Below are 22,859 nucleotides of genomic sequence, written 5' to 3'. Positions count from 1 at the left end.
CGGCCCACAGGTCGTCCGAGACGATCCACGGCGGCTGCTCACCTCGCCTCACGGCCGATCACTGTAGTTGATCGTCCACGAGGGACAAATCCACCTCCGCCCAGATCATTCTGTTAGGAGTTCTTAGCCCGCTGGCCGGTGATGAACTCGTTGCCGCCCATCAACGCCCCCTGCAACCAGCTCGTCACCGACACCCCGAAGGCGCGCAGGTCGGTGCGCAGGTAGGGCATGAACGGCTCGCTGCGCTCCGGGAGGCGTACGTTGTTGAAGGTGCCGCCGGTGAGCTGGCTCCAGCCCTCGGGCAGGGGCACGTCCACCAGCGTGACGCCGGGGATCTCGGCGAGCTGGGCCAGGTACGCCTGGCGGGCCAGCGCGGTCGCCGAGGTGCCGGAGGCGAAGGTGGGCGGCACGCCGACGCGGGTGTTCCAGCGCAGCCTCACCCGCCCGCCCCGTCGGACCGGGGTGGCCGCCTCGATCAGGTCGGGCACGTCGGGCAGGCCCTCGCTGCGCGGGTCCGCGGGGTCACCGCCGGCCATCGCCGTGAGCATGATGGCGGCGTCCTTGGCGTCGCGGGCCAGCGGGCCCGGATGGTCGCGCGTGTACGTGAGCGGGATGACGCCGGCCGCCGACACCCGGCCCATGGTCGGTTTGAGGCCCGTCAGGTTCTGGGCGTTGGACGGGGCGGTGATCGAGCCGCCGGTCTGGGTGCCGATGCCGGAGGTGGCCATCCGCCCGGCCACGGCCGTGGCGGTGCCGGTGGACGAGCCGCCCGGGTCGGTGTTGGGGTTGGTCGGCGCCCAGGCGTTCACCGTGGTGACCACACCCGCCGGCGTGGTGGCGCGGGTGGTGGCCAGCGGCCCCATCTGGGTCTTGCCGAGGACGATCGCCCCGCCGGCCTTCAGCCGGGCCACGGCGGTCGCGTCGTGCGGCGGCACGAAGTCCGCGAACAGGAACGAGTTCGCGGTGGTGCGCACACCCTCGGTGTAGTAGTTGTCCTTGATCGCCAGCGGGATCCCGTGCAGGACGCCCCGCCGCGGCCGGCGGGCCGCGTCGCGGGCCGCCGCGCGGGCGGCGTCGGTGAGCACGAGGTTGAACGCCTGGTAGACACCGTCGTACGCGCCGATGCGGTCCAGGTACGCCTCGACCAGCTGCTCGGGGGTGAGCCTGCCGGCCCGGATGAGCCAGCCTGCCTCCGCGATGGTGAGTTCGGTCGGGTCGGCGAGCGCCTCCGGCCGGGGCCGCACGTAGGCGTCGGGGTGGTCCAGTGGGTTCTTCCGCCGTCCCCCCGTGGTCGGGCCGGCCGCGGTGGCGACCGGGGGCAGGGCGACGGCGGCGCCTGCCGCCGTGGCGGTGGCCAGGGCGGCGGCGCGGGCCAGGAAGGCCCGGCGGTCGAGGGAACGGTCGAGGGGCTGCCCGGTCATGACGTCCGCCCTTGCGCGCTGATCGAGGGGTAGAGGACGGGCACGCGCTGCTGCGACAGCGCCCTCGCGACGTCGGGGTCGGTGACGCCGGGCGTGGGCAACTGGTACGCGGCCAGCGTCGCCACGGTGCCGCGGACGAACGAGCGCAGCGAGGCGAGCACCGCGTCCCGACCCGGCGAACCGGTCTGCGGGTCCGGCGCGGTTCCGGGCGGGAGCTGGTCGAGATCGATGCCGAGGGCGGCAAGCCGGGCCCTGATCAGGGTGTTCAGCTCGGCGTCGGTGGGCGGAGTGGGGGCCATGGTGCTCCTCACGTGATGCGGTGGATGCCGTGTTCCGTCGAGGTGAACCGAACCTAGGCCGGCCAGTTGATCTGGAAGACTCCCGCGAATGGAAATTGAGGAATATTTGAGTCTCGTGTGGAGGCCGGGGCCGGACGCCATGTTCGCCCACCCCCGTCTCGCACGTGTCTACGACGCCTTCGACGGCGAGCGCGACGACCTCGCCGCGTACGTGGCGCTCGCCGACGAGATGGCCGCCCGTGTGGTGCTCGACGTCGGGTGCGGGACCGGTTCGCTGGCGGTCCTGCTCGCGGCGACCGGCCGTACCGTCGTGGGCGTCGACCCGGCCGCGGCGTCACTGGACGTGGCGAGGGCGAAGGATCCGGCCGGGCGGGTCCGGTGGGTCCACGGCGACGTCGGCGCGGTGCCGGACCTCGGCGCGGACCTGGCGACGATGACCGGGAACGTGGCGCAGGTCTTCCTCGGCGACGACGACTGGGCGCGGGCCCTCCGGGCCGTCCACCGGGCGCTGCGCCCCAACGGCCGTCTCGTCTTCGAGACCCGGCGGCCGGATCGCCGCGCCTGGGAGGAGTGGGCCGCCGACGGCGAGCCGGTCACCCGCCACGTGCCGGGAAGCGGGGAGGTGGAACGGTGCCTGGAGGTGCGCGACGTCCGCCTCCCGTTCGTCTCCTTCCGGCACACCTACCGGTTCCTGGCCGACGGCGCGGTCGTCACGTCGGACTCGACCCTCCGGTTCCGGAGCCGCGACGAGATCGAGTCGAGCCTGGCCACCGCCGGCTACCGGGTCCTGGACGTGCGGGACGCGCCGGACCGTCCGGGCCGGGAGTTCGTGTTCGTCGCCGAGCGGGCGACCTGAGGGGCGCCGGGACGGGTGACCTGCCCGGTGTCCCGGCCGGTCCGCCGCCCGCGGCGCCCCGCGCGGCGCTCAGGCGCCGACGTAGGCCGCCAGGTGCTGGCCGGTGAGCGTGGAGCGGGCCGCGACCAGGTCGGCGGGGGTGCCCTCGAAGACGATCCGACCGCCGTCGTGGCCGGCCCCGGGGCCGAGGTCGATGATCCAGTCGGCGTGCGCCATGACCGCCTGGTGGTGCTCGATCACGATGACCGACCTCCCGGAGTCCACGAGCCGGTCGAGCAGGCCGAGCAGGTGCTCGACGTCGGCGAGGTGCAGGCCCGTGGTCGGCTCGTCGAGGACGTCGACGCCACCCTTGGCCGCCATGTGGGTGGCCAGCTTGAGCCGCTGCCGCTCGCCCCCGGACAGCGTGGTGAGCGGCTGGCCGAGGCGCAGGTAGCCCAGCCCGACGTCGGCGAGCCGTTCGAGGACGGCGTGCGCGGCCGGCGTACGCGCCTCACCGGGGCCGAAGAACTCCTCGGCCTCGGTCACCGACATCGCGAGCACCTCGCTGATGTCGCGCCCGCCGAGGGTGTACTCGAGCACCGACGCCTGGAAGCGCCTCCCCTCGCACTCCTCGCAGGTGGTGGTGACGCCGGCCATCATCCCCAGGTCGGTGTAGATGACCCCGGCGCCGTTGCAGGCCGGGCACGCGCCCTCGGAGTTGGCGCTGAACAGCGCCGGCTTCACGCCGTTGGCCTTCGCGAACGCCTTGCGGATCGGGTCGAGCAGCCCCGTGTAGGTGGCCGGGTTGCTGCGTCGCGACCCCCGGATCGGGGTCTGGTCGATCGACACGACCCCGTCCCGGCCGGCCAGCGAGCCGTGGATGAGGGAACTCTTGCCCGAGCCGGCCACACCGGTGACCACGCACAGCACACCGAGCGGGACGTCCACGTCGACGTCGCGCAGGTTGTGGGCGTTCGCGCCGCGGATCTCCAGCTTGCCCGTGGGCGTGCGGACGGACTTCTTGAGGGAGGCACGGTCGTCGAGGTGGCGGCCGGTGACGGTGGCGCTGGCCCGCAGCCCCTCGACGGTGCCCTCGAACATCACCTCGCCGCCGGCCACGCCCGCGCCGGGGCCGAGGTCGACGACGTGGTCGGCGATCGCGATGACCTCCGGCTTGTGCTCCACGACCAGCACCGTGTTGCCCTTGTCCCGCAGCCGCAGCAGCAGGTCGTTCATCCGGGCGATGTCGTGCGGGTGCAGGCCGACGGTCGGTTCGTCGAAGACGTACGTGACGTCGGTCAGCGACGAGCCGAGGTGCCGGATCATCTTGGTGCGCTGCGCCTCGCCGCCGGACAGCGTCCCGGACGGGCGGTCGAGGCTGAGGTAGCCGAGACCGATCTCCACGAACGAGTCGAGGGTGCGTTGCAGGGCTGTCAGCAGCGGCGCGACGGACGGCTCGTCGAGGCCCCGGACCCAGTCGGCCAGGTCGCTGATCTGCATGGCGCAGACGTCCGCGATGTTCTTGCCGTCGATCTTCGAGGACCGGGCCTCGGGGCTGAGCCGGGTGCCGTCGCACTCGGGACAGGTCGCGAACGTCACGGCCCGCTCCACGAACGCCCGGATGTGGGGCTGCATCGCCTCGACGTCCTTGGACAGGAACGACTTCTGGATCGTCGGGATCAGCCCCGAGTACGTGAGGTTGATGCCCTCGACCTTGATCTTGGTGGGCTCCCGGTAGAGCAGGTCGTGCAGTTCCTTCTTCGTGTACCGGCGGATCGGCTTGTCCGGGTCGAAGAACCCGCAGCCGCGGAAGATGCGGCCGTACCACCCGTCCATGCTGTAGCCGGGGATGGTGAGGGCGCCCTCGTTGAGCGACTTGCTGTCGTCGTAGAGGGCCGACAGGTCGAAGTCGGTGACCGAGCCCGTGCCCTCGCAGCGCGGGCACATGCCGCCGAGACGGGTGAACGTCGCCTTCTCGGCCCTGGTCTTGTTGCCCCGCTCGACGGTGATAGCGCCGCTGGCCTTCACGGACGGGACGTTAAACGAGAACGCGTTGGGCGAGCCGATGTGCGGCTGCCCGAGCCGGCTGAAGAGGATCCGCAGCATGGCGTTCGCGTCGGTGGCCGTGCCGACCGTGGAGCGGGGGTCGGCGCCGAGCCGCTGCTGGTCGACGATGATGGCGGTCGTCAGCCCGTCGAGCACGTCGACCTCGGGCCGCGCCAACGTCGGCATGAAGCCCTGCACGAAGGCGCTGTAGGTCTCGTTGATGAGCCGCTGTGACTCCGCGGCGATCGTGCCGAACACCAGGGAGCTCTTGCCCGACCCGGAGACGCCGGTGAACACCGTCAGCCGGCGCTTCGGGATCTCGACGCTGATGTCCTTGAGGTTGTTCACGCGTGCGCCGTGCACGCGGATCACGTCGTGGCTGTCGGCGGCGTGCGGCGCGGGCGGTCGGGTGGCCGTCGTGGCCGTGCTCATCGTGTCTCCATCCGTTGCCAAGGCCGTGTCGGCGGCCGTCGTGCGCCCGGTTCGGGTCGCCCCGGGAGCCGGCCGTCGGAGCTTCCGCGCCGGGTGGCCGGCACCCGGCGCCGTGTGCGGGAATCTACCCGGGTGGTCCGACGGTCAGCGCCGTTCCTGGATGCGGATCTCGTTGCCGGCCGGATCGCGGAAGGCGCAGTCGCGGACTCCGTACGGCTGCTCCATCGGCTCCTGGACCACCTCGGCTCCGCTGGACTCCAGCTTCGCGAAGACGCCGTCGAGGTCGGGGGTGGCGAGGTTGACGCCGAAGTAGGTGCCCTTGGCGATCAACTCGACGATGGTGCGGCGCTCGTCGTCGGTGAGGCCGGGGGTGGCGGTCGGCGGGTGCAGGACGATCGACGTGTCGGGCTGCCCGGCCGGGCCGACGGTGATCCAGCGCATGTCGCCGTACCCGACGTCGTTACGGATCTCGAAGCCGAGGACGTCCCGGTAGAAGGCCAGGGAGGCGTCCGGGTCGGTGTGCGGGAGGAAGCTCGCGTGAATGGTCATCTCCATGCCGGTCACGCTAGTTGCGGCTGCGCGGCCCCTGCTTCTCGATTCCTGACCGGTCTGGTGACCTTCTTCGCGACGCACGGCGGCATCCCGGCCGTCGCCTGCGCCGCCTCGCGCCGGTAGGTGCTCGGCGGCACCCCGACCAGTTCGGTGAATCGGGTGCTGAAGGTGCCCAACGAGGAGCAGCCCACCGCGAAACAGACCTCGGTGACGCTGAGGTCGCCACGACGCAGCAGCGCCATCGCGCGCTCGATGCGGCGGGTCATGAGGTAGCCGTACGGTGACTCACCGTAGGCAAGGCGGAACTGCCGGCTGAGGTGCCCGGCCGACATGTTCACGCCGCGGGCGAGCGCCTCGACGTCGAGCGGCTGGGCGTACTCCCGGTCGATCCGGTCGCGCACCCGGCGCAGCCGGGCGAGGTCGCGCAGCCGCTGGGCTTCTGCGGAATCGCTGGTCACGGGAACGATCGTAACGAGGGAGGCCCGGTCAGACGCACTCCGACCCGGGGACCTGCCGGGCTTTGGAGGGCGCGACCGCCAGCGATCCCCCGGCGGGGTGAGCGCCGCCCGCCAGCGGGCGGCGCTCACCGAACTCGTTCAGCTCAGGCGCGCGGTCGCGAAGTCCAGGCCGCCCCGGACGCTCACCGCCTTCACCGTGACCGTGTCGCCGCCGGTCTTCACCAGCCGGAGCCGGACCTTCTCCGCGTCGCCGCCGTCGAGGTGGAACTCGGGCGCGGCGCCGACGGTCCGGGCGCCGGTGACCTCGACCGTGTCCGGTGCGACGATCTTGATCTCCCGGGCCTGTTCCAGCGCCGTCGGGATGCGGCCGGTGTTGCGGACGGTCACCGTGAGCTCGTGCGTGGCCCCGTCCCGCTGGGTGCCCTTGAGCTTCTTGACCTTGACGTCGCCGAGGTCGACCTGCGGCAGCGACTCGGTCAGGTACAGGTTGAACCGCGCCTGGTTGGCGGCCCACTTCCCGATCAGGTCGGGCGACGGGTTCTGCGACCAGAACTTGGGGTTGATCCCGCCGATCTCGACCGTACCGAGCGTGGGGTGCTGCGCCGTCGTCCAGGGCAGGAAGCAGTTGGTGCGGCCGTTCTCCGCGCACCACCGCGACCGCTCCCAGTCGGCGTACCGGCCGTCCTTGTCGTAGTCGACGAAGTCGCCGCCGTTCCAGATCTCGTCGCCGTACCAGACCGCGCCGTACTGGAAGTAGCCGAAGTCCGGGCCGTGCCCGAACAGGGCCTGCGGCTCGCCGCCGTTGCGGGTGGCGTAGTCGATGTAGACGCTGCCGGCGTTCCGGTAGCCGGTGAACGAGACACCCGCCTTGTCGAAGTGCTCGTAGAGCTTGCGGTCGCTGCGGTACATGCACTCGACCGGGTCGCAGGTCGACGGGCCCCGGAGGTGCATCGGCACCCGGGTGTCCATGCTGTTCACGGCGGCGATGTTGGTGTGCGACATCAGCCACGTGTAGACGTGCCGGGTCTCCGGCTCCGACAGCGGGTACTCGCCGGCGCCGCCCTGGGTCAGGTTGCGTCCCGTCGCGTCGTGCTCCGCCATCACGTGCCAGTTGTACGGGTAGTTGCGGTGCAGGTCGAGGCCACCGACGCCGTCCTCGTTGTAGCGGCCGTCGCCGTCGTTGTCCGTGCCTTCGGAGAACATGAGGTAGTCGCCCTTGCCCGCGCCGACGCTGAGCATGGCGTTCCCGGAGGGGTCCCGCTCGTCGACGACGTGGGTGCCCTTGCCGGCGCCGACGTACTGGCGCATCTGGCTCAGGTATCCGTCACCGTTGAGGTCCTCACCCGGGTCCTCGTCACGCTTCCCGTCGCCGTCGTTGTCGTACGGCCGCACCGTCGACCGGTTCGTCTGGGCGGTGTACAGGTACATGTCGTGGCCGTCGGGGTTGTTGACCGGCCGGATGTACACCGTCTTGTCGTCGAGCAGCTTGTCGACCGCCCGGTCCTTGCCGGCCCGCGTGATGAGGTGGTGCGCCAACCACAGCGAACTCTCCGCCGACGAGATCTCGCCCGAGTGCCGGTTGCCCTCGAAGTAGGCCGCCGGCTTGTCGGTGTCGACGCCCGTGGACTTGTCCGTGATGGTCAACTGGTAGATCGGCTGGCCGCTGAAGCTCTCGCCGACGATGTACAGGTCGACGATGTCGGGCCGCTCGTGCGCCCACTTCTTGAGCCACCACTGGATCTCGATGCCCGTGTGGAAGTGGTCGAAGTCCATCCGGCCGGGGACCTTCGGCTGCACCTGGTCGTACTTGACGACCGTGAACGTGCTCTCCCCCTCCCGCTGACCGGCGATGGTGATGGTGGGCGAGGTCGGTGTGACGCTGCCGGGGAACGGGCCGGGATCCTGCGGCGGCTGCAGGCCGACGGTGTAGGTGGGCGTGGCGGAGAGGGCCGCGTCGTGGAGCGGACCCTTCCCGCCCGCCCCCCACAGCGGCGCCGTGCCGACGGCGAGGGCGCCCGCCGCCAGGACCGCCAAGGCCGCGGTCGGACGCCGGCGGCGCCTTCGACTCAGCGGCGGGGCAGCGGCGGCGTCGTGATGAGGGACGTGTGGCTGGCCGGTCGAGTGGTGTGGAACGTCGGAGCCCAAGGCGAAATCTCCCAGTCACGGTCGTTGGCCGTGCCGGCAGGCACGGCGGTTGCTCTGTGTGCGGGGGCCGCCACCCAACGGGTACTCGAGTGCAGATCACCGTAGTCGGAGGTCATCGATATGTAAATGCATGACTGCGTTCGGCTCCTTACGTCTCCCGCGCTCGACCTGCGCCCGGGTAAGGTCGACGCCTCGGACGGGAGGCGGCGGGACGTGCGGGTGACGATGGCGAGCGCCGCGGGACGGGCCGGCCGCGCGAACGAGGACTTCACCGGCGCCACCCCGACGGCGGCGGTCCTGGTCGACGGGGCCGGCGGCTTCGCCGGTGCCGGGTCCGTCTGCCGGCACGGCGTGGCCTGGTACGCCCACCGCCTGGGAGGAAGGCTCCTCGGCCTCCTCTCACTCGCGCCGGACCGCGGCCTTCCGGCGTTGCTCGCCGAGGCGATCGCGGAGGTGACCGACGACCATCGGGACACGTGCGACGTCGGCGACCCGATCAGCCCGTCGGCGGCCGTGGCCGCGCTGCGCGTGTCCGGCGGTCACGTCGAGTACCTGGTGCTCGGCGACGCGGTCCTCGTACTCGGCCGGACGGACGACGCCCCGCTCGTCGTCTCCGACCCGCGGGAGGTGCTGATCAGCCGGTCGTACGAGGCCGTCCTCGCCACCGTCGTCGAGGGCGGCGACGAGTACCACCGGATCCTGCGGGACCTCCGCGCGCACCGGAACCGGCCGGGCGGCTTCTGGGTCGCCAAGGACGACCCGCGGGCGGCCGACGAGGCGATCAGCGGCCGCTGCCCGACCTCCGAGCTGGGCGGCGCCGTCCTGCTCAGCAACGGCGCGAGCCGCATCGTGGACCGGTTCGGGCTCGCCGACTGGCCGCAGGTCCTCGCCACCCTCGGCGAGCGCGGACCGGCCGCCGTCATCGGGCGCGTCCGGCAGGCGGAGGCGCGCCACGCGGTCGCGGCGGACGACGCGACCATCGCGCACTGCACCGACCTGGGCGACTCCTGACGCGCCGGGTACTCGACCGGGGTCAGCGCTCGCGTCCGCTCCGCCCGGGGCGGGAGGTCACCTGCCGCTGTTGAGGCGCACGATGGTGGCGTTGAGCGCGGTGGCGAACAGCGTCCACGCGACGTACGGGGCCAGCGCGACGCCGGCGAGACGATCGGCCCGGCCGGCGCGGCGGAGCAGCGCGAGGTTGGACGCGTTGAGCACGGCGATGTCGGCGAGCGCCGCGGCGGGTCTGCGGGCGCGGAAGAACAGGGCGGTCCAGCCCGCGTTGAGCGCCAGGTTGAGCGCGTAGGCGCGGGCGAACGGGGCGCGTTCGGCACGGCCCGCGGCGTCCAGCGTGCGGGCGCCGGCCATCGCGATGAGCGCGTACAGCGGGGTCCAGACCAGGGGGAACGCGGCGGGTGGGGGTTGCCAGCGCGGTTTGCGCAGCCGCCGGTACCAGCGTGACGACGCGTCGGTGGCCGCGGCGCCGACAGCGGCCGTCGCGGCGACCGCCGCGGCGGTCGTGACCAGGGTCGGTGGTCGCATGCCGTTCAGCTACCCGGTCCGGCGCGGATCAACCCGGCTGCGCCACCGGCGACTCGCCGTGCCCGCTGACGTCCGGCCCGCTCGCCGCCGCCGCGCGCCGTGCCGGCTCGCCGCGGTACGGCGCGCGGTCACCGGCGACCGTCGGGGGTCACGTCCGGCGGACGTGACCCCCACGTCGGTGACCGGCAGGGCTACCCGCCGAGCAGCGCGGCCGGCACCGCCGACGGCTGCACGCTGGTCGACGGGCCGTGGTAGATCGCGTTGAACAGCAGCTTGCTCGGGTCGCGGGACCAGGTGCGGAACGTGGGCTCGCTGCCGAACGTCACGATGAGGCCCGCACCGACCCGGTGCTTGACGACGTTGGCCTTCCCGTTCAGGTGCTCGCCGCCGATGAGCCAGCCGCTCTGCAACTGCTCGCCCGACTCGGGGAACGACGAGACCACGTCTCCGGCGCTGACCGTGTACGCCTGGTCGTTCTCGCCGAACCAGACCGGGGTGTCCGGCCGCATGCCCCAGGCCACCGGGTCCGAGGTGTCGAAGCGCTGGCTGAGGATGCTGCCGGGCGAGTAGAACTCGTGCTCGTCGGAGGGCAACGCGGGCGTGATCGGCAGGTTCGCGAGCTGCCGCGCCGTGGCCACCGAGTCGCCGATCGCCAGCAGCGTCCCACCGTCCTCGACGAACCTGCGCAGCTCCGCCCAACCGGCCTCACCGACGCCGTACGCCCAGGACCACTCGGCCGGGTAGCGGTCGCGGTTGAGTCCCGCGACGAGGTCGTTGCGGCTGATCCCCGCCGGCAGCACGATCGTGTCGTACTTCGCGTTGAGGTCGCCGGTGAAGTCGTCGGCGACCACCTCGGTGAAGCCGATCCCGTACTGCTCGAACAGCCACTTCATCCAGCCGCCCGGGATGTTGTTGATCCCCCGGTACAGGCCGATCCGGGTGCCGTCCTTGAGCCGCTCGGCCGCGACCCGGGGGGCCTGGCCGACGGCGTGGACCGGGACGCCGGTCTTCCGGGACACCTCCCGCAGCGCCGCCCGGGCCTCGGCGGTCGGCTCGACGATCAGGGTTCCCGGAGCGTGGGCACGGCCGCCGCTGCTGAACTCGGCGCTGGCCCGGAGCGTCCGCACCCCGGCCTTCTGGAGGGCGGCGATGAACATGGCCGTGCCGTAGGACTCAGGTCCGACGAGGTAGGCGCCCCGGGCGCCGGGCTGGGCCGGGAACGGCGGGCTGGCCGGCCGTACGGTCCTGATCTGGGTGGTCGAGGCGCTGAACGGCTGCGCAACGGTGTCCACCCGCACGCCGAGCAGCATCGGCAGGGTCTGCGCGGTCACGTCGTACGGGCTCTGCGGCGGGCCACCCGGGTACTCCCGCAGGTCCGGGTAGTGCTGGACCTCCAGCAGGGTCTTGGCGAACCGGCCGTACGGCTGCGCGTACCGGATGATCCAGGAACCGGCGTCGTACCGCTTGCCGTTCGCCGTGAACGGGGCGGTGGCCTGCTCGATCTCGACCTCGCCGGTACGCAGGACGGTCAGCAGTTCGTACGTGGCGAACGGGTCGCGCTGGTCGGCGGGGACGATGTAGCCGTACGGCTTGCCGGCGCCGGGGTTCACGGCGTTGCGCTGGGTCCGGTAGAAGTTGAACAGCCACTCGGCCCGGTACTTCGCGACGTTGCTCAGCCCGGCGAAGACCGTGGTGTCGAGGTAGTCCACGATCTGCGCCAGCGACCAGGAGGACTGGTCGTACGGCTCGATGAAGTTGGTGTCCGGCTGCTGCGGCCCGATCGGCCCGCCGTTGCTGCTGGTGTACGTGTAGGCGAGGTCGCGTGCGCTCGCCGCCTCGACGAGGATCCGTGGCGCGCCGTGGTACGTCATGTACTGGCGTGACGGTGTCCAGTAGTCGTAGGTCGAACCCCAGGTAACGCCCTTCTTGCCCTCGGCCGTGAGGCTGCGGGACATCTCCATGCCCAGCGAGTTGGTCTGCTGGACCGTGATCGGGTCGATGTTCGGGTCGTTGGGCGACAGGTACGGCGGGATGAAGATGCGGGCGCCGCCGGAGCCCATCTGGTGGAGGTTCTGGACGACCTGCGGCTTCCAGTCGTTCTGCAGGGCGACGCTGAGCTTCGTCTCGGGCTGGGTGAACATGAACCAGTCACGGTTGTCGTCGTGACCGATGTACTTCTGGTAGAGGTCGGGATAGGTGCGGGCGTAGGTCGTCCCGGCGGTCTGGTGGAAGTAGTCCCCGACCCACTCGGTGCCGTCCGGGCTCTGCGCCGGGATGATGAGCAGCACGATGTTGTCGAGGATCTCCGTGACGGTCGTGGACTTCTCGTCCACGAGCCGGTGGAGGATGTTGGGGATGACCTGCGCCGTGCCGACCTCGGTGGAGTGGATGGCCGCCTCCAGCAGGTAGACCGGCCGGCCCTCCGCGGCGAGTTTCCGGGCCTGCGCCTCGGTCAGCCCGCGCGGGTCGGCGAGCCGCCGGTTGATCTGCTTGATCCGGTCGAGCTTGGCCAGGTTGGCCGGCGAGCTGACGGTGAGCACCGGGAACGGCTTCCCGGTGGCCGTCTTGCCGATCTCCTGGTAGAGCACCCGCTCGGACCGGTCGGCGACGAGCTTGTAGTACCGGACCATGTCGGCCCAGCGGGCGAGCCGCCCCTCGCTGCCCAGCGTGAAGCCGAAGAACTGCTCCGGTGTGGTGACGCGTGGTGCGGCGTGTGCGGTGGAACTCGGGACGAGGCCACTGCTGACGGGCAGGGCCAGGGCAAGGAGGGCGGCCGCGGGTAGCAGCCCTCTCCTCGTCCAGTTGCGCATGGCGGACCTCCTCGGGACTGGCGGGTGTGTCGGGATCGCTGCGTAGGGACGCGCGGGCGGGTCGCCGGGGTGGCCGCCGTGCGCGGCGGCCACCCCGGGACCGGCGCGCTACCGCCGGACGGGCGCGCCGTCGGGCGTGAACTGCGGCCGCAACTGCTGGACCGCCGCGGCGTCGACCTCGGCCGCGGGGCCGTGGTAGATCGCGTTGTAGAGCAGGTTGAACTGCGACCGCGGCAGGCTGCGGAAGGTGATCTCGCTGCCGTACGTCACGACCTCGCCCTTGCCGACGGTGAACGACGCGACGTTGGTGGCGCCCCGGATGTGTTCCGCGCCGCGCAGGTAGCCGCTGGCCAGGACCTCACCCTCGGCGGGGTAGTGCGACACCACCTGCCCGGAGTCGCCGGTCAGCTCCCAGGCCTGGGTGTCGTAGAGCCAGACCGGCCAGGACTCGGGCATGCCCCACGCGACCGGGTGGTTCGGGTCGAACTCCTGGTGCAGGAGGCTGCCGCCGGTCACGAACTCGTCGTCGTCCTCGGGCAGCGCCGGCTTCATCGGCAGGTCGAACAGCTGCTGGGCGGTCTCCACCGAGTCGCCGATCGCCAGCAACGTGCCACCGTCGCGGACGAACTGCCGCAGCTTGCGCCAGCCCTTCTCCCCCACGCCGTAGGCCCAGGCGTACGCCTCGTCGTACTGCGTCGGGTCCAGGCCCTCCACGATGTCCTCCCGGGACACCCCGGACGAGATGACGATCGTGTCGTACAGCTCGCGGAGCGAGCCGCGCTGGAAGTCCTGGGCGGAGACCACGTCGTAGTTGATGCCGTACTGGTCGAACTGCCACATGTCCCAGCCGCCGGGCATGTTCCCGATGCCGCGCATCAGCCCGACCCTGGTCTGCGGCTTGAGCTGCACCCCGGCGACCTTGGGGGCCCTCGGCACGGCCGTGACCGGCAGGCCGACCTTGGCCGAGGCGGTCGCCAGGACGTGCCGGGCCTGCGGGGTGGCCGGCACGATGTAGGTGCCGGCCGGGTAGTCGACGCCCTGCGCGCGGAACGCCTTGGCGCCGCGGAAGGTCGGGATGTTGGCGTCCTGCAACGCCGAGACGATCTGGATCGTCCCGTACGACTCGGGGCGGACCAGGTAGGCACCCTTGGCGCCGGGCGCGGGCGGCATCGTCACGCGCGGCGGCTCGACCGAGGTCACCCGCTCCAGCCGTGCCTCGAACGGGGTGCGGATCTCGGCGACGTCGACGCCGAGTTGCAGCGGCAGGCTGGTCGTCGCCTCGGCGTACGGCAGCAGCACCGGACAGTCGGCACAGTCGCGGACCTCCGGGTACCGGTCGGTGCCGAGGACCTGGTGGGCCCAGTTGCCGCGCGGCTGACGCATCTTGATGACGTACGAGCCGGCGTCGTACCGCTTCCCGTCGGCGACGAACGGCGACGTCGCGCGGTCGATCTCCACCTCCGTCCACTCCAGGCGCTGGAGCATCTCGAAGGTGGCGTACGGGTCACGCTGCCTGGCGTCGACGACGAACGCGAAGGTGCCCGACGGCACACCCTGCGTCAGGTACTCGTGCGGGACCGCGAAGAGGTTGTCGTAGAGCAGCTTCTCGCCGTTGTCCGCGGTGTACTCCATGCCGGCGTACGTGGCGATCTTCGCGTAGTCGACGATGTCGGCCAGGGTCCAGACGTTGGAGCGGTACGGCTCGATGAGGCTCATCCGCGGCTGCTGCGGGCCGAGCGGGCTGCCGTCCCGCGAGACCTGCGGGTACGCGTAGTCCGTCACCGAGGCGATCTCGGTGAGGTAGATGCCGGAGCCGGTGAACGGGAAGTACCCGCCGGGCTGCTCCAGCGTCCAGAAGATGTGGTAGTCGAGGCTGCCGACGCCGGTCTTGCCCGCGGCGGCGAGCGCCCGGGCGGCGTGCTGCCCGATGGCGGCGACCGAGGAACTCATGTTCGCGGGGACGTTCTCGCTGGTGATGCCGCCGTACGGCGGGACGAAGATGCGGCTGCCGGAGTTGCCCTTCTGGTGCATGATGTGCACGATCGCCGGGCGGTACCTCTTCTCCAGTTCGAGCCGGTACCTCGCCTCGACCTGGGTGAACATCGTCCAGTCCCGGTTGTCGTCGTGGCCGGTGTACTTGTGGTACAGGTCGGGGAAGGTCCGGCGGTAGTTGGTGCCGGCGGTCCGGTTGAAGTGGTCGATGACGAGGTGCTGCCCGTCCGGGTTCTGCGACGGCACCAGGACGACGACCGAGTTGTTCAGGACCTTCCGCGTGAAGTCCGAGTCCTCGGTGGCGAGGCGGTGGACGATGTCGTTGATCGCCTGCCCGTTGCCCACCTCGCTGGAGTGGATGGTCGCCTCCAGGTGGTAGAACGGCACCCCCTCCGCGGCCAGCCGGCGGGCCTCCTCGGGTGTCGTACGACGCGGGTCGGCGAGTTTCTGGTTGATCTCGACGAGGCGGTCCAGGCGACGCAGATTCTTCGGCGAACTGATGATGACGGTGCCGTATTCGTTGCCCATCGTCGTCGGGCCGATGGCCTGGTAGTCGACACGGTCGGATCGTTCCGCAATCAGTTTCATGTATCGGAGCACGTCCGGATAGGAGGCGAGTTTCCCCTCCGTGCCCATCTTGAAGCCGAAGTGCTGCTCGGGGGTGGGGATGTCGGCGGCGCGGGACGCCGCGGCGTGCGTGAGACCGGGGCCGGCGGTGGCGCCCGGCGCGGTCGCCGTGGCGGCGACCAGCGCCAGCAGGGCCGCGCAGGCGCCGTACAGCAAGGGTGGGCGGGACTTGAGCATGGGCGGACCTTCCGACTCGACATCAACGGTCGTAGATCTACGTGGCTGACCGTAGCCGGGGCGGGCCGGGCCACCACAGTGGGTCCGCTGTTCGCGATTGTTCGCTTTCTCTCCCGCTTCGGGAAAGCTCAAGAATGCCTCAACAAGTTGCCGCGGGGTCGGCCTGTGAGACATCGAGAGTCATGATCGTATGGTGTCGAATCCACGGTCGACCGACACGCGCGACCAGGTGACGGGCGCGGCCTCCGCGCGACGACCGGAGCGCCTTCCCGCGAGTGCACTCGCGTTGATGTTCACCGACCGCTCCGCCCGCGGTATCGCCGACCGCCTCGGCGACCTCATCCACTCCGGCGAACTCGCCCAGGGGCTGCCCCTGCCCACCGTGCGGGCGCTCGCCGCCGCCCTGCACGTCGGGCCCACGACGATCGCCTCCGCCTGGGCCCAGCTGCGCAGTCGCGGGCTGATCCACTGCGACCGGCGGCACGGCAGCTTCGTCCGCGGCCCCGGGAGGTTGGCGGGCCGGCGCTTCGCCAGCCTCCCTCCCCCGCCACCGGTCCGGCTCGACCTCACCACGGCCTTTCCCGACCCGGCCCTGCTGCCCGACCTGACCGGTCCGATGGCCGCGGCCGTCGCCGGCACGCAGTGGCGGACGTACCCGGACGACACCGTGGACGCCCGCCTGGCGGCGGTGCTGCGGGCCACGTGGCCCTTCGAGGCGGAGGACGTCACCGTGACCACCGGCGCCCAGGACGCGGTCCACCGGGTCGCCGACGTCGTCCTGCACCCGCACGACCGCGTGCTCGTCGAGGAGGCCGCCGCCACGTCACTGCTCGACATCGTCGAGGACCACCGTGCCCAGGCGGTGCCGGTGCGCTGCGACGACGAGGGACCGCTGCCGGACGCGATGGAGGCGGCCCTGGCCACCCGGCCCGCCCTGCTGCTCCTGCAGACCCGCATGGCCAGCCCGTACGGCCACGCCCTGTCCCGCCGCCGGGCCCGGGCGCTGGCGCCGGTCCTCGCCGACCGCGACATCGTCATCCTCGAACAGGACACCGCCCACGAACTCGCCCCGACCGCCGGCGTGTCGCTCGGCGAGTTCCTGCCGGAGCGGACGCTTCTCGTCCGAAGCTGGAACAAGTCCCACGGTCCCCACCTCCGCGTCGGGGCGCTGGCCGGCATCCGGCGGGTCGTCTCCCGGGTACGGGCCCGGCAGAAGGCCACCGGCGGCTGGCCGTCGGTGCTGAACCAGCGCGCCCTGGCGCAGATGCTCACCGACGCGCGGGCGCGGGAGACGGTCGGCCGCGCGCGGGTCGTCTACCACCAACGCCGGCAACAGATGGTCCGCGCCCTCCGCGACGCGGGTCTGGCACCCACCGGCGTCGCCGGGCTCTCCGTCTGGGTGCCCGTCCGCGACGCCGCGACCGCCATCCGGAGGCTGGCCGCCGACGGCATCGGCATCGCCCCCGGCGCGCCGTTCACCGTGCACGGCGACGGGCGTTCGCACGTCCGGATCGCCACGACACTGGGGCACGACGAGCACGCGCGGATCGCCCGCGTCCTCGCCGAGGCCCATCACGGGTGAGCGACCCGCGTGGGATGGCGGCGTCCACCTGGTGCCGCGTACGCGTCGTCACTGAGTACCGGAACTCATGCCCCGGCCGTCGGCGCCGATGATCCTGCTCGCATGCCTTCGACCGACACCCACCGGACGGACGCTGTCCGGACCGTTCGCACCCGAGACCACGTGCTGCCGCATCCGGGCGCCGTATCGGTCGCCGTCAGCCGGCGGACGGCACCGACCCCACGGATCGGCCATGATCGTCAACATGTCTGAGAAGCCACTGTGGTGGCGGGAGGCCCTGGCCGGGGTGGGCGGCTGCCTGCTGCTCATCGTCGCGACGTCCCCCATGTACGCCGCCGGGCCGCCGCCGTTCATCGCCACGCCGGGCCGGCCCGAGTACCACGGCGTCGGGTGGCTGGTCGCGGTGGCCCCCGTCGTGGCAACGGTGGTGGGCCTGTGCCTGCTGCGGTGGTGGCCGTACCTGCTGGGAGCGGCCGCCCTGCTCGCCGCGCCCCACGCCTGGGGCGAACTGACGACCATGTCGCATCCCGTGCTGCTGATCGTCGCGAAGTCCGCCGCGTACCCGTTGGCCCTGGTGGGGGTGCTGGCCTGCGCGCAGTCGCTGTGGAGCAACGCCTCGCCGGGGCTGGGCGCGGCCCTGGCGGGGCTGGCGACCGGGTCCCGCCTGTTCGGCTCCGCGATGGTCGGTCCCGGCTGGTTGTTCTCGGACCCGTCCCGGCCCACCTGGCACGTCGGCATGATCGCGGTCGGCCTCGCCCTGGTCGTGCCCGCCGTCCGCCGGTTCCGCCGAGGCGACCGCGCCGCCGCCGGGCCGCCGGACTCGCCCCCACGCGCGTGGCGGCGGTGGCGTCTCGTCGTCGCCGCCGGCCTCGCGGCGTCCCTGGTGGTGCCGCTGTCCCTGCTGACGACCGAACGGCTCGCGGCACTGCTGGACGTGGACTGGTCCGCCCTGTACCGGCACGAGTCGGTGGCGATCGCCGTGATCGGCGCGGTCACGCTGGTGGCGGCGACGGTTCTGGCGGCCGTCGCCGGGCTGTGGTCGCTGGCCGGAGCGCTCACGGTCGCCACCGTCCACGTGGCGGTCGCCGCACCACTCATCCTGGCGTTCACCGCGCTCGGCGTGCTGGGTCCGATGCGCTGGCTGGGTGCCCTCGTGGGCGCGGCGGTCGGCGCGGTGGCGGCCGGCAGCCGGTTCCGGGTGGCGGCCGCCGGCACGCTCGCGGCGGGCGCCGCGACGGCCGTGTTCATCGCGTACGCCGCCACGACCGGCCACCCCGAGAAGCTGGCCGAGCAGCAGCGCGTCGTCCCGGCGTTGCTGCTGCTCGTACTGGTCACGGCGGCGGCGACGGCGATCGCCGGTGCGGCCGCGCCGGTGCTCGCGCCCCGTGGCGCCGTTCCGGCCGTGCTCGGTCCGCTCGTCGGCGTACTCACCATCGGCGGGCTGCAGACGGTCCAGGTGACGTACCTGGAGGACGGCCTGCCCGTCTCGTCGTACCTCAACCCGGTCTTCCACCTCACCACCTCGGGCGTGCTGTTGCTGGTCGCGGGCGCGGCCGTCGGCGGACTGGGCGTCGCGCACCACCTCGCCGAACGCTGGGCCGAGCGCAAACGGGCCGAGCTGATCCGGCAGGAGGCGGCGGCCGCCGAACGGGACCGGTTGGCCCGGCCGATCCACGACGGGGTCCTGCAGGTGCTGGCGCTGGTCCAGCGGCAGGGCTCGCAGCTCGGCGAGACCGGCTCGCAGCTGGCGATGCTGGCCGGCGAGCAGGAGGTCGCGCTGCGCAACCTGCTCAGTGGCGGTGGCGCCACGGCGCGCCCCGGCGGGGACGGCGACCTGCGGGCGGCGCTCACCGCGCTGGCCTCACCGGTCGTCGAGGTCTCCACCCCGGCGGAGCCGGTGGTGCTCCCGTCGGGCCCCGCCGCCGAACTGACGGCGGCCGTGCACGCCGCCCTCGACAACGTCCGGCGGCACGCGGGGCCGGGCGCGCGGGCGTGGGTGCTGCTGGAGGACGAGGGGGACGGCGTACGCGTGACCGTCCGCGACGACGGTGTCGGGTTCGAGCCCCAGCGGCTGGTCGACGCCGCGCGGGCCGGCCGGCTGGGGGTGGCCCAGTCGATGCGGGGCCGGATCGCCGACCTGGGCGGCACGACGACCATCCACAGCCAGCCGCAGGAGGGCACCGAGGTCGAGTTCTGGGTGCCCCGACGGAGCTGAACGGACCGGGGGCGGGCCGGCGCCCGCCCCCGGTGGTCCTCGCGGGTCTGGTGTGAGCAGAGGCTCACCGGCGCGGGGCACCCTTGATCTTGTCCGCTCTTCTTGCCAATCTTGTGCAGAAGCCACAGGATTGCATTTGGAGTGCGGGCGATGGCCACGACCACCATGCGCGCGGAGCGGGACCTGCTCGGTCTCGCGGCCCAGCGCCGCCGGACCGGGATCTGGCTGCTCGCGCTGACAGCGGGGCTGATCCTGACCGGGGTGGTCGCGGTCGGGTCGGGCGCCATCGGGATTCCCCCGACCACCGTCGCCCGGATCGTCGGGCACCACCTCCTCGGCCTTCCCGGCGAGGTGACGTGGACGCCGCCGCAGGAGGCGATCGTCTGGCAGGTGCGGCTGCCCCGGGTGCTGCTCGGCATGCTCGTCGGCGCCGGGCTGGCGGTGTGCGGGGTGGCGCTGCAGGCCATGGTGCGCAACGTGCTCGCCGACCCGTACCTGCTCGGCATCAACTCCGGCGCCTCCAGCGGCGCCGCGGCCGCCATCCTGTTCGGAGCCGGCGCCGGCTTCGGGCAGTACGCCCTGTCCACGAGCGCGTTCCTCGGCGCGCTCGCGGCGTCCCTGCTGGTCTTCCTGATCGCGCGCAGCGGTGGCCGGGTGACCTCGGTTCGCCTGCTGCTGGCCGGCGTCGCGGTCGGGTACGCCCTCTACGCGACCACCAGCTTTCTGATCTTCGCGTCCGGGTCGGCCGAGGGATCGCGCTCGGTGATGTTCTGGCTCCTCGGCTCCCTGGGGCTGGCCCGGTGGGACGCCCTGCTGGCGGTGGCCGCGGTCGTCCTGGGTGGCACGATCCTCTACCTGACCGTCGCCGGGCGGCGGCTCGACGTCCTGGCCATCGGTGACGAGACCGCCCAGACCCTGGGGGTGTCGCCGGCCCGGTTCCGGATCCGTCTGCTCGTGGTCGTCTCGCTGAGCGTCGGCGTGCTGGTCTCCGCCGCCGGCAGCATCGGCTTCATCGGGCTCGTCGTGCCCCACCTGGCCCGGCGCATCGTCGGGTCGCCGCACGTGCGGGTCGTGCCGGTGGCCGCGCTGCTCGGGGCGATCCTGCTGGTCTGGGCCGACGTGCTCGCGCGGGTCCTGCTGGCCCCGCAGGAGATCCCGATCGGCATCATCACCTCCCTGCTCGGAGCGCCGTTCCTGGTGGTCCTGATCCGTCGCCTACACGCCTCCGGCGCCTGAGGGCGCCGGGCCCGCAAGGAGAAACCATGAAGGCAACCCGTCTCGCCGCCACGGCCGCCGCGTCCGCCGTCCTGTTGCTCCTCACCGCGTGCGGTGGCGGCGCCCGGCCGACGAACGCGGGCCCCGGATACCCGCTCACCGTCACCAACTGCGGCGTGGACGTCACGTTCGACGCCGCGCCGGAGCGGGTCGTCCTGCTCAAGAGCGCGGCCGTGCCGTACCTGCACGCGCTCGGCGTCATGGACCGGGTCACGGCGCGGGCCGGGCAGTACCCGAAGGAGTACTACGACGCGGAGACGCTCGCCGAGCTGGACCGGATCCCCCTGCTGACGGACCGGACGGACACCAGCGGCCACCTGCAGATCTCCAAGGAGGTGGTCATCAGCCAGCAGCCGGACCTGGTGCTCGGCGAGGTGGACAACCTGTCGCGGGACACCCTCGCCGCGGTGGACATCCCCCTGCTGGAGGAGCCGGCGATGTGCCCGGACGCCACGACGACACCGAGCTTCGACGACATCTACGCCCAGATGCAGACGTACGGGAGGGTGTTCGGACGGGAGACCGAGGCCGCGGCGGCGGTCGCCGCGCTCCGGGAGCGGATGGCCCGGATCCAGGCCGCGGCGGGTCCCGCGTCCGGGCGTACGGCGGCGGTGCTCTACCCGACCGTCGGCGGTGGCACCACGTACGCGTACGGCGCGGCCAGCATGGCGCACCCGCAACTGGAGGCGGCCGGTTTCCGCAACGTCTTCGGGGACGTGAGGGAGCGGGTCTTCGAGGTCACCGTGGAGGAACTGCTCGGGCGCAACCCCGACGTGCTGGTCCTGCTCCACAGCGACGGTGACCCCCGGGCCGTCGAGCAGGCGCTGACCGCGCTGCCCGGCGCGGCGCAACTCAAGGCCGTCCGCGCCGGCGACGTCATGACCCAGCTGTTCAACTTCACCGAGCCGCCGTCGCCCCTGTCGATCGACGGTCTCGAGCGGATCGTGCGGCGTTTCGCGGAGAAGCCGTGATCGAGGCGACCACGGTCTCCTGGCGCTACGGGGCGAACCCCGTCATCGACGGGGTCAGCGTGACCGCCCGGCCCGGCCGGGTGCTCGGGCTCATCGGGCCGAACGGCAGCGGTAAGACCACCCTGCTCCGACTCCTGTACGGCGCGCTGCGCAGCCCCTCCGGCCGCGTGCTCGTCGACGGTGACGACCTCGCCGGCCTGGGGTCGCGGGAGGCGGCCCGCCGGCTCGCCGTGGTCGTGCAGGAGAACGGCGGCGAGACGGCCCTGACCGTCGCGGAGATGGTGCTCCTGGGCCGCGGGCCGCACCTGTCGACCTTCCAGCGCGCCGGCAGGGCCGACCACGACATCGCGGCCCGCTGCCTGGCCCGGGTCGGGGCGGCCCACCTGGCCGACCGGGCCTTCACCCGGCTCTCCGGCGGTGAGCGGCAACGGGTCCTGATCGCCCGCGCCCTCGCCCAGCAGGCCACCCACCTGCTCCTCGACGAGCCGACCAACCACCTCGACATCCGCTACCAGCACGAGATCCTCCGCCTGGTGCGTGACCTGGACACCTGTTCCGTGGTCGTGCTGCACGACCTCAACCTGGCCGCCCGCTACTGCGACGACCTGGTGCTGCTCGGCCGGGGTGGCGTCGTCGCGGCCGGCACCGTCGACGAGGTACTGGATCCGGCGGTCATCGAGCCGGTCTACGGCATCGGCATCCGGCGCCTGGACCTCGACGGCGCCATCCACCTGTTGTTCCAACCGCACACCGCCGTCGAGAGGACGACCGTATGACCGCGCAGGACCGCATCAACGCGTACTGGACCGGCCGGGCGCCGAGCTACGACGCGTACGTCCAGCGGCCCGAACGCTTCGCCGCCGACCAGCGCGCCTGGTCGGAGGTCTGGTCCCGGGCCCTGCCGCGGGGGCCGCTCGACGTGCTCGACGTGGGCACCGGCACCGGCCAGGCCGCCATGGTCCTGGCCGGTCTCGGGCACCGCGTGACCGGCATCGACCTGTCCGAGGGCATGCTGGAGCGGGCCCGCCGGCACGCCGCCGAAATGGCCAACGGCCCCGTCATCCGGCGCGGCGACGCGGTGGACCCGGACTTCCCACCGGCCAGCTTCGACGCGGTGACCAGCCGGTACGTGATGTGGACCCTCCGGGACCCGGACGTCGCCGTGGCGAACTGGGTCCGCCTGCTCCGCCCGGGTGGCACGGTCGCGGTCGTCGACAGCACGTGGTTCCCGAAGGGGCTGGACAACGCCTCGGAGAACTTCGCCGACTTCTACGACGACCAGGTGCAGGCCGTGCTGCCCCTGGCCACCGCGTCCTTCATCGACGCGACCGCCGCGGTCCTCGAACGGGCGGGCCTCACGGACGTGACCGTCACGCCGCTGACCACGATCTACGAGTTGGACCGGCGGTTCGGTGTCGCCCCGAACCACGAGCACCAGATGCAGTTCGTCGTCACCGGCCGGATCTGAGTGCCGGCCGGACGG

The 22,859-nt window shown here is 72.3% G+C and carries 17 protein-coding genes; 8 read left to right on the top strand and 9 right to left on the bottom strand.

All coding sequences use genetic code 11. The features are described from left to right. Window positions 1-113: 113 nt before the first annotated feature. Window positions 114-1,421 (bottom strand): amidase, encoded by a 1,308-nt coding sequence (locus tag D7I43_RS30050; RefSeq protein WP_240033262.1) that lies wholly within the window; start codon window positions 1,419-1,421, stop codon window positions 114-116. Next, window positions 1,418-1,720, bottom strand: coding sequence for a hypothetical protein (locus D7I43_RS30045; RefSeq protein WP_120331954.1), 303 nt, complete (start codon window positions 1,718-1,720; stop codon window positions 1,418-1,420). The genes D7I43_RS30050 and D7I43_RS30045 overlap by 4 nt, the downstream gene beginning before the upstream one ends. Window positions 1,721-1,808: 88 nt before the next feature. On the opposite strand from D7I43_RS30045, the gene D7I43_RS30040 reads away from it, so the two are divergent. Beyond that, window positions 1,809-2,576 carry a class I SAM-dependent methyltransferase gene (locus D7I43_RS30040; RefSeq protein ID WP_120331953.1) on the top strand — a complete coding sequence of 256 codons (768 nt, stop codon included), beginning with the start codon at window positions 1,809-1,811 and terminating at the stop codon, window positions 2,574-2,576. A 69-nt stretch (window positions 2,577-2,645) separates the two neighbouring features. Here the strand turns inward: D7I43_RS30040 and D7I43_RS30035 are convergent, their stop codons facing one another. From D7I43_RS30035 to D7I43_RS30020, 4 genes are all read right to left on the bottom strand, one after another. Further along, window positions 2,646-5,033: an ATP-binding cassette domain-containing protein gene (locus D7I43_RS30035; RefSeq protein WP_120331952.1), complete on the bottom strand. Its 2,388-nt coding sequence runs from the start codon at window positions 5,031-5,033 to the stop codon at window positions 2,646-2,648. A gap of 144 nt (window positions 5,034-5,177) precedes the next feature. Beyond that, window positions 5,178-5,588 (bottom strand): VOC family protein, encoded by a 411-nt coding sequence (locus D7I43_RS30030; protein ID WP_120331959.1) that lies wholly within the window; start codon window positions 5,586-5,588, stop codon window positions 5,178-5,180. A gap of 5 nt (window positions 5,589-5,593) precedes the next feature. Next, a complete protein-coding gene (locus D7I43_RS30025) occupies window positions 5,594-6,043 on the bottom strand; it encodes a helix-turn-helix transcriptional regulator (RefSeq protein WP_120331951.1) in 450 nt (149 codons plus the stop codon). Between the two features lie 138 nt (window positions 6,044-6,181). Further along, window positions 6,182-8,077, bottom strand: coding sequence for a M14 family metallopeptidase (locus D7I43_RS30020; protein WP_204985314.1), 1,896 nt, complete (start codon window positions 8,075-8,077; stop codon window positions 6,182-6,184). Between the two features lie 237 nt (window positions 8,078-8,314). Here D7I43_RS30020 and D7I43_RS30015 point away from each other — a divergent pair, with 237 nt between their 5' ends. Next, window positions 8,315-9,199 carry a hypothetical protein gene (locus D7I43_RS30015; protein ID WP_240033260.1) on the top strand — a complete coding sequence of 295 codons (885 nt, stop codon included), beginning with the start codon at window positions 8,315-8,317 and terminating at the stop codon, window positions 9,197-9,199. 57 nt (window positions 9,200-9,256) lie between these two features. Here D7I43_RS30015 and D7I43_RS30010 read toward each other — a convergent pair whose 3' ends face one another. The 3 genes from D7I43_RS30010 to D7I43_RS30000 all read right to left on the bottom strand — a co-directional run bounded on the left by D7I43_RS30010 (window position 9,257) and on the right by D7I43_RS30000 (window position 15,333). Further along, the gene (locus D7I43_RS30010; protein WP_120331950.1) at window positions 9,257-9,727 is read right to left on the bottom strand and encodes a TspO/MBR family protein; all 471 of its coding nucleotides are present in this window, start codon (window positions 9,725-9,727) and stop codon (window positions 9,257-9,259) included. 191 nt (window positions 9,728-9,918) lie between these two features. Then, window positions 9,919-12,537 carry a M14 family zinc carboxypeptidase gene (locus D7I43_RS30005; RefSeq protein WP_120331949.1) on the bottom strand — a complete coding sequence of 873 codons (2,619 nt, stop codon included), beginning with the start codon at window positions 12,535-12,537 and terminating at the stop codon, window positions 9,919-9,921. Between the two features lie 108 nt (window positions 12,538-12,645). After that, a complete protein-coding gene (locus D7I43_RS30000) occupies window positions 12,646-15,333 on the bottom strand; it encodes a M14 family zinc carboxypeptidase (protein ID WP_158610184.1) in 2,688 nt (895 codons plus the stop codon). Window positions 15,334-15,526: 193 nt separating this feature from the next. Here D7I43_RS30000 and D7I43_RS29995 point away from each other — a divergent pair, with 193 nt between their 5' ends. The 6 genes from D7I43_RS29995 (at window position 15,527) to D7I43_RS29970 (ending at window position 22,844) form a co-directional block, all read left to right on the top strand. Continuing rightward, window positions 15,527-16,915 carry an aminotransferase-like domain-containing protein gene (locus D7I43_RS29995; protein WP_158610183.1) on the top strand — a complete coding sequence of 463 codons (1,389 nt, stop codon included), beginning with the start codon at window positions 15,527-15,529 and terminating at the stop codon, window positions 16,913-16,915. Between the two features lie 244 nt (window positions 16,916-17,159). Continuing rightward, window positions 17,160-19,130 carry a sensor histidine kinase gene (locus D7I43_RS33305; RefSeq protein WP_204985313.1) on the top strand — a complete coding sequence of 657 codons (1,971 nt, stop codon included), beginning with the start codon at window positions 17,160-17,162 and terminating at the stop codon, window positions 19,128-19,130. A gap of 150 nt (window positions 19,131-19,280) precedes the next feature. Continuing rightward, entirely contained in the window at window positions 19,281-20,366 is a 1,086-nt protein-coding gene (locus tag D7I43_RS29985; protein WP_120331955.1) for a FecCD family ABC transporter permease, read from the top strand. 26 nt (window positions 20,367-20,392) lie between these two features. Beyond that, a complete protein-coding gene (locus tag D7I43_RS29980) occupies window positions 20,393-21,376 on the top strand; it encodes an ABC transporter substrate-binding protein (RefSeq protein WP_120331946.1) in 984 nt (327 codons plus the stop codon). Next, window positions 21,373-22,152: an ABC transporter ATP-binding protein gene (locus tag D7I43_RS29975; RefSeq protein WP_120331945.1), complete on the top strand. Its 780-nt coding sequence runs from the start codon at window positions 21,373-21,375 to the stop codon at window positions 22,150-22,152. Before D7I43_RS29980 ends, D7I43_RS29975 begins: the two co-directional genes overlap by 4 nt. After that, the gene (locus tag D7I43_RS29970; protein WP_120331944.1) at window positions 22,149-22,844 is read left to right on the top strand and encodes a class I SAM-dependent methyltransferase; all 696 of its coding nucleotides are present in this window, start codon (window positions 22,149-22,151) and stop codon (window positions 22,842-22,844) included. The genes D7I43_RS29975 and D7I43_RS29970 overlap by 4 nt, the downstream gene beginning before the upstream one ends. The last annotated feature ends 15 nt before the right edge of the window (window positions 22,845-22,859 follow it).

Origin of the sequence: Micromonospora globbae, assembly GCF_003610785.1 — a bacterium.
Classification (GTDB): domain Bacteria; phylum Actinomycetota; class Actinomycetes; order Mycobacteriales; family Micromonosporaceae; genus Micromonospora; species Micromonospora globbae.
Note: the sequence above shows the minus strand (reverse complement) of the source record. Positions and strands in the feature narration are given on the sequence as shown.

Coding starts and splice junctions, on each gene's coding strand:
- D7I43_RS30000 (WP_158610184.1), bottom strand. CDS start 15,333: ATGCTCAAGTCCCGCCCACCCTTGCTGTACGGCGCCTGCGCGGCCCTG.
- D7I43_RS30015 (WP_240033260.1), top strand. CDS start 8,315: ATGCATGACTGCGTTCGGCTCCTTACGTCTCCCGCGCTCGACCTGCGC.
- D7I43_RS30010 (WP_120331950.1), bottom strand. CDS start 9,727: ATGCGACCACCGACCCTGGTCACGACCGCCGCGGCGGTCGCCGCGACG.
- D7I43_RS29970 (WP_120331944.1), top strand. CDS start 22,149: ATGACCGCGCAGGACCGCATCAACGCGTACTGGACCGGCCGGGCGCCG.
- D7I43_RS33305 (WP_204985313.1), top strand. CDS start 17,160: ATGTCTGAGAAGCCACTGTGGTGGCGGGAGGCCCTGGCCGGGGTGGGC.
- D7I43_RS30045 (WP_120331954.1), bottom strand. CDS start 1,720: ATGGCCCCCACTCCGCCCACCGACGCCGAGCTGAACACCCTGATCAGG.
- D7I43_RS30005 (WP_120331949.1), bottom strand. CDS start 12,537: ATGCGCAACTGGACGAGGAGAGGGCTGCTACCCGCGGCCGCCCTCCTT.
- D7I43_RS30040 (WP_120331953.1), top strand. CDS start 1,809: ATGGAAATTGAGGAATATTTGAGTCTCGTGTGGAGGCCGGGGCCGGAC.
- D7I43_RS30050 (WP_240033262.1), bottom strand. CDS start 1,421: ATGACCGGGCAGCCCCTCGACCGTTCCCTCGACCGCCGGGCCTTCCTG.
- D7I43_RS29980 (WP_120331946.1), top strand. CDS start 20,393: ATGAAGGCAACCCGTCTCGCCGCCACGGCCGCCGCGTCCGCCGTCCTG.
- D7I43_RS29985 (WP_120331955.1), top strand. CDS start 19,281: ATGGCCACGACCACCATGCGCGCGGAGCGGGACCTGCTCGGTCTCGCG.
- D7I43_RS30035 (WP_120331952.1), bottom strand. CDS start 5,033: ATGAGCACGGCCACGACGGCCACCCGACCGCCCGCGCCGCACGCCGCC.
- D7I43_RS30030 (WP_120331959.1), bottom strand. CDS start 5,588: ATGGAGATGACCATTCACGCGAGCTTCCTCCCGCACACCGACCCGGAC.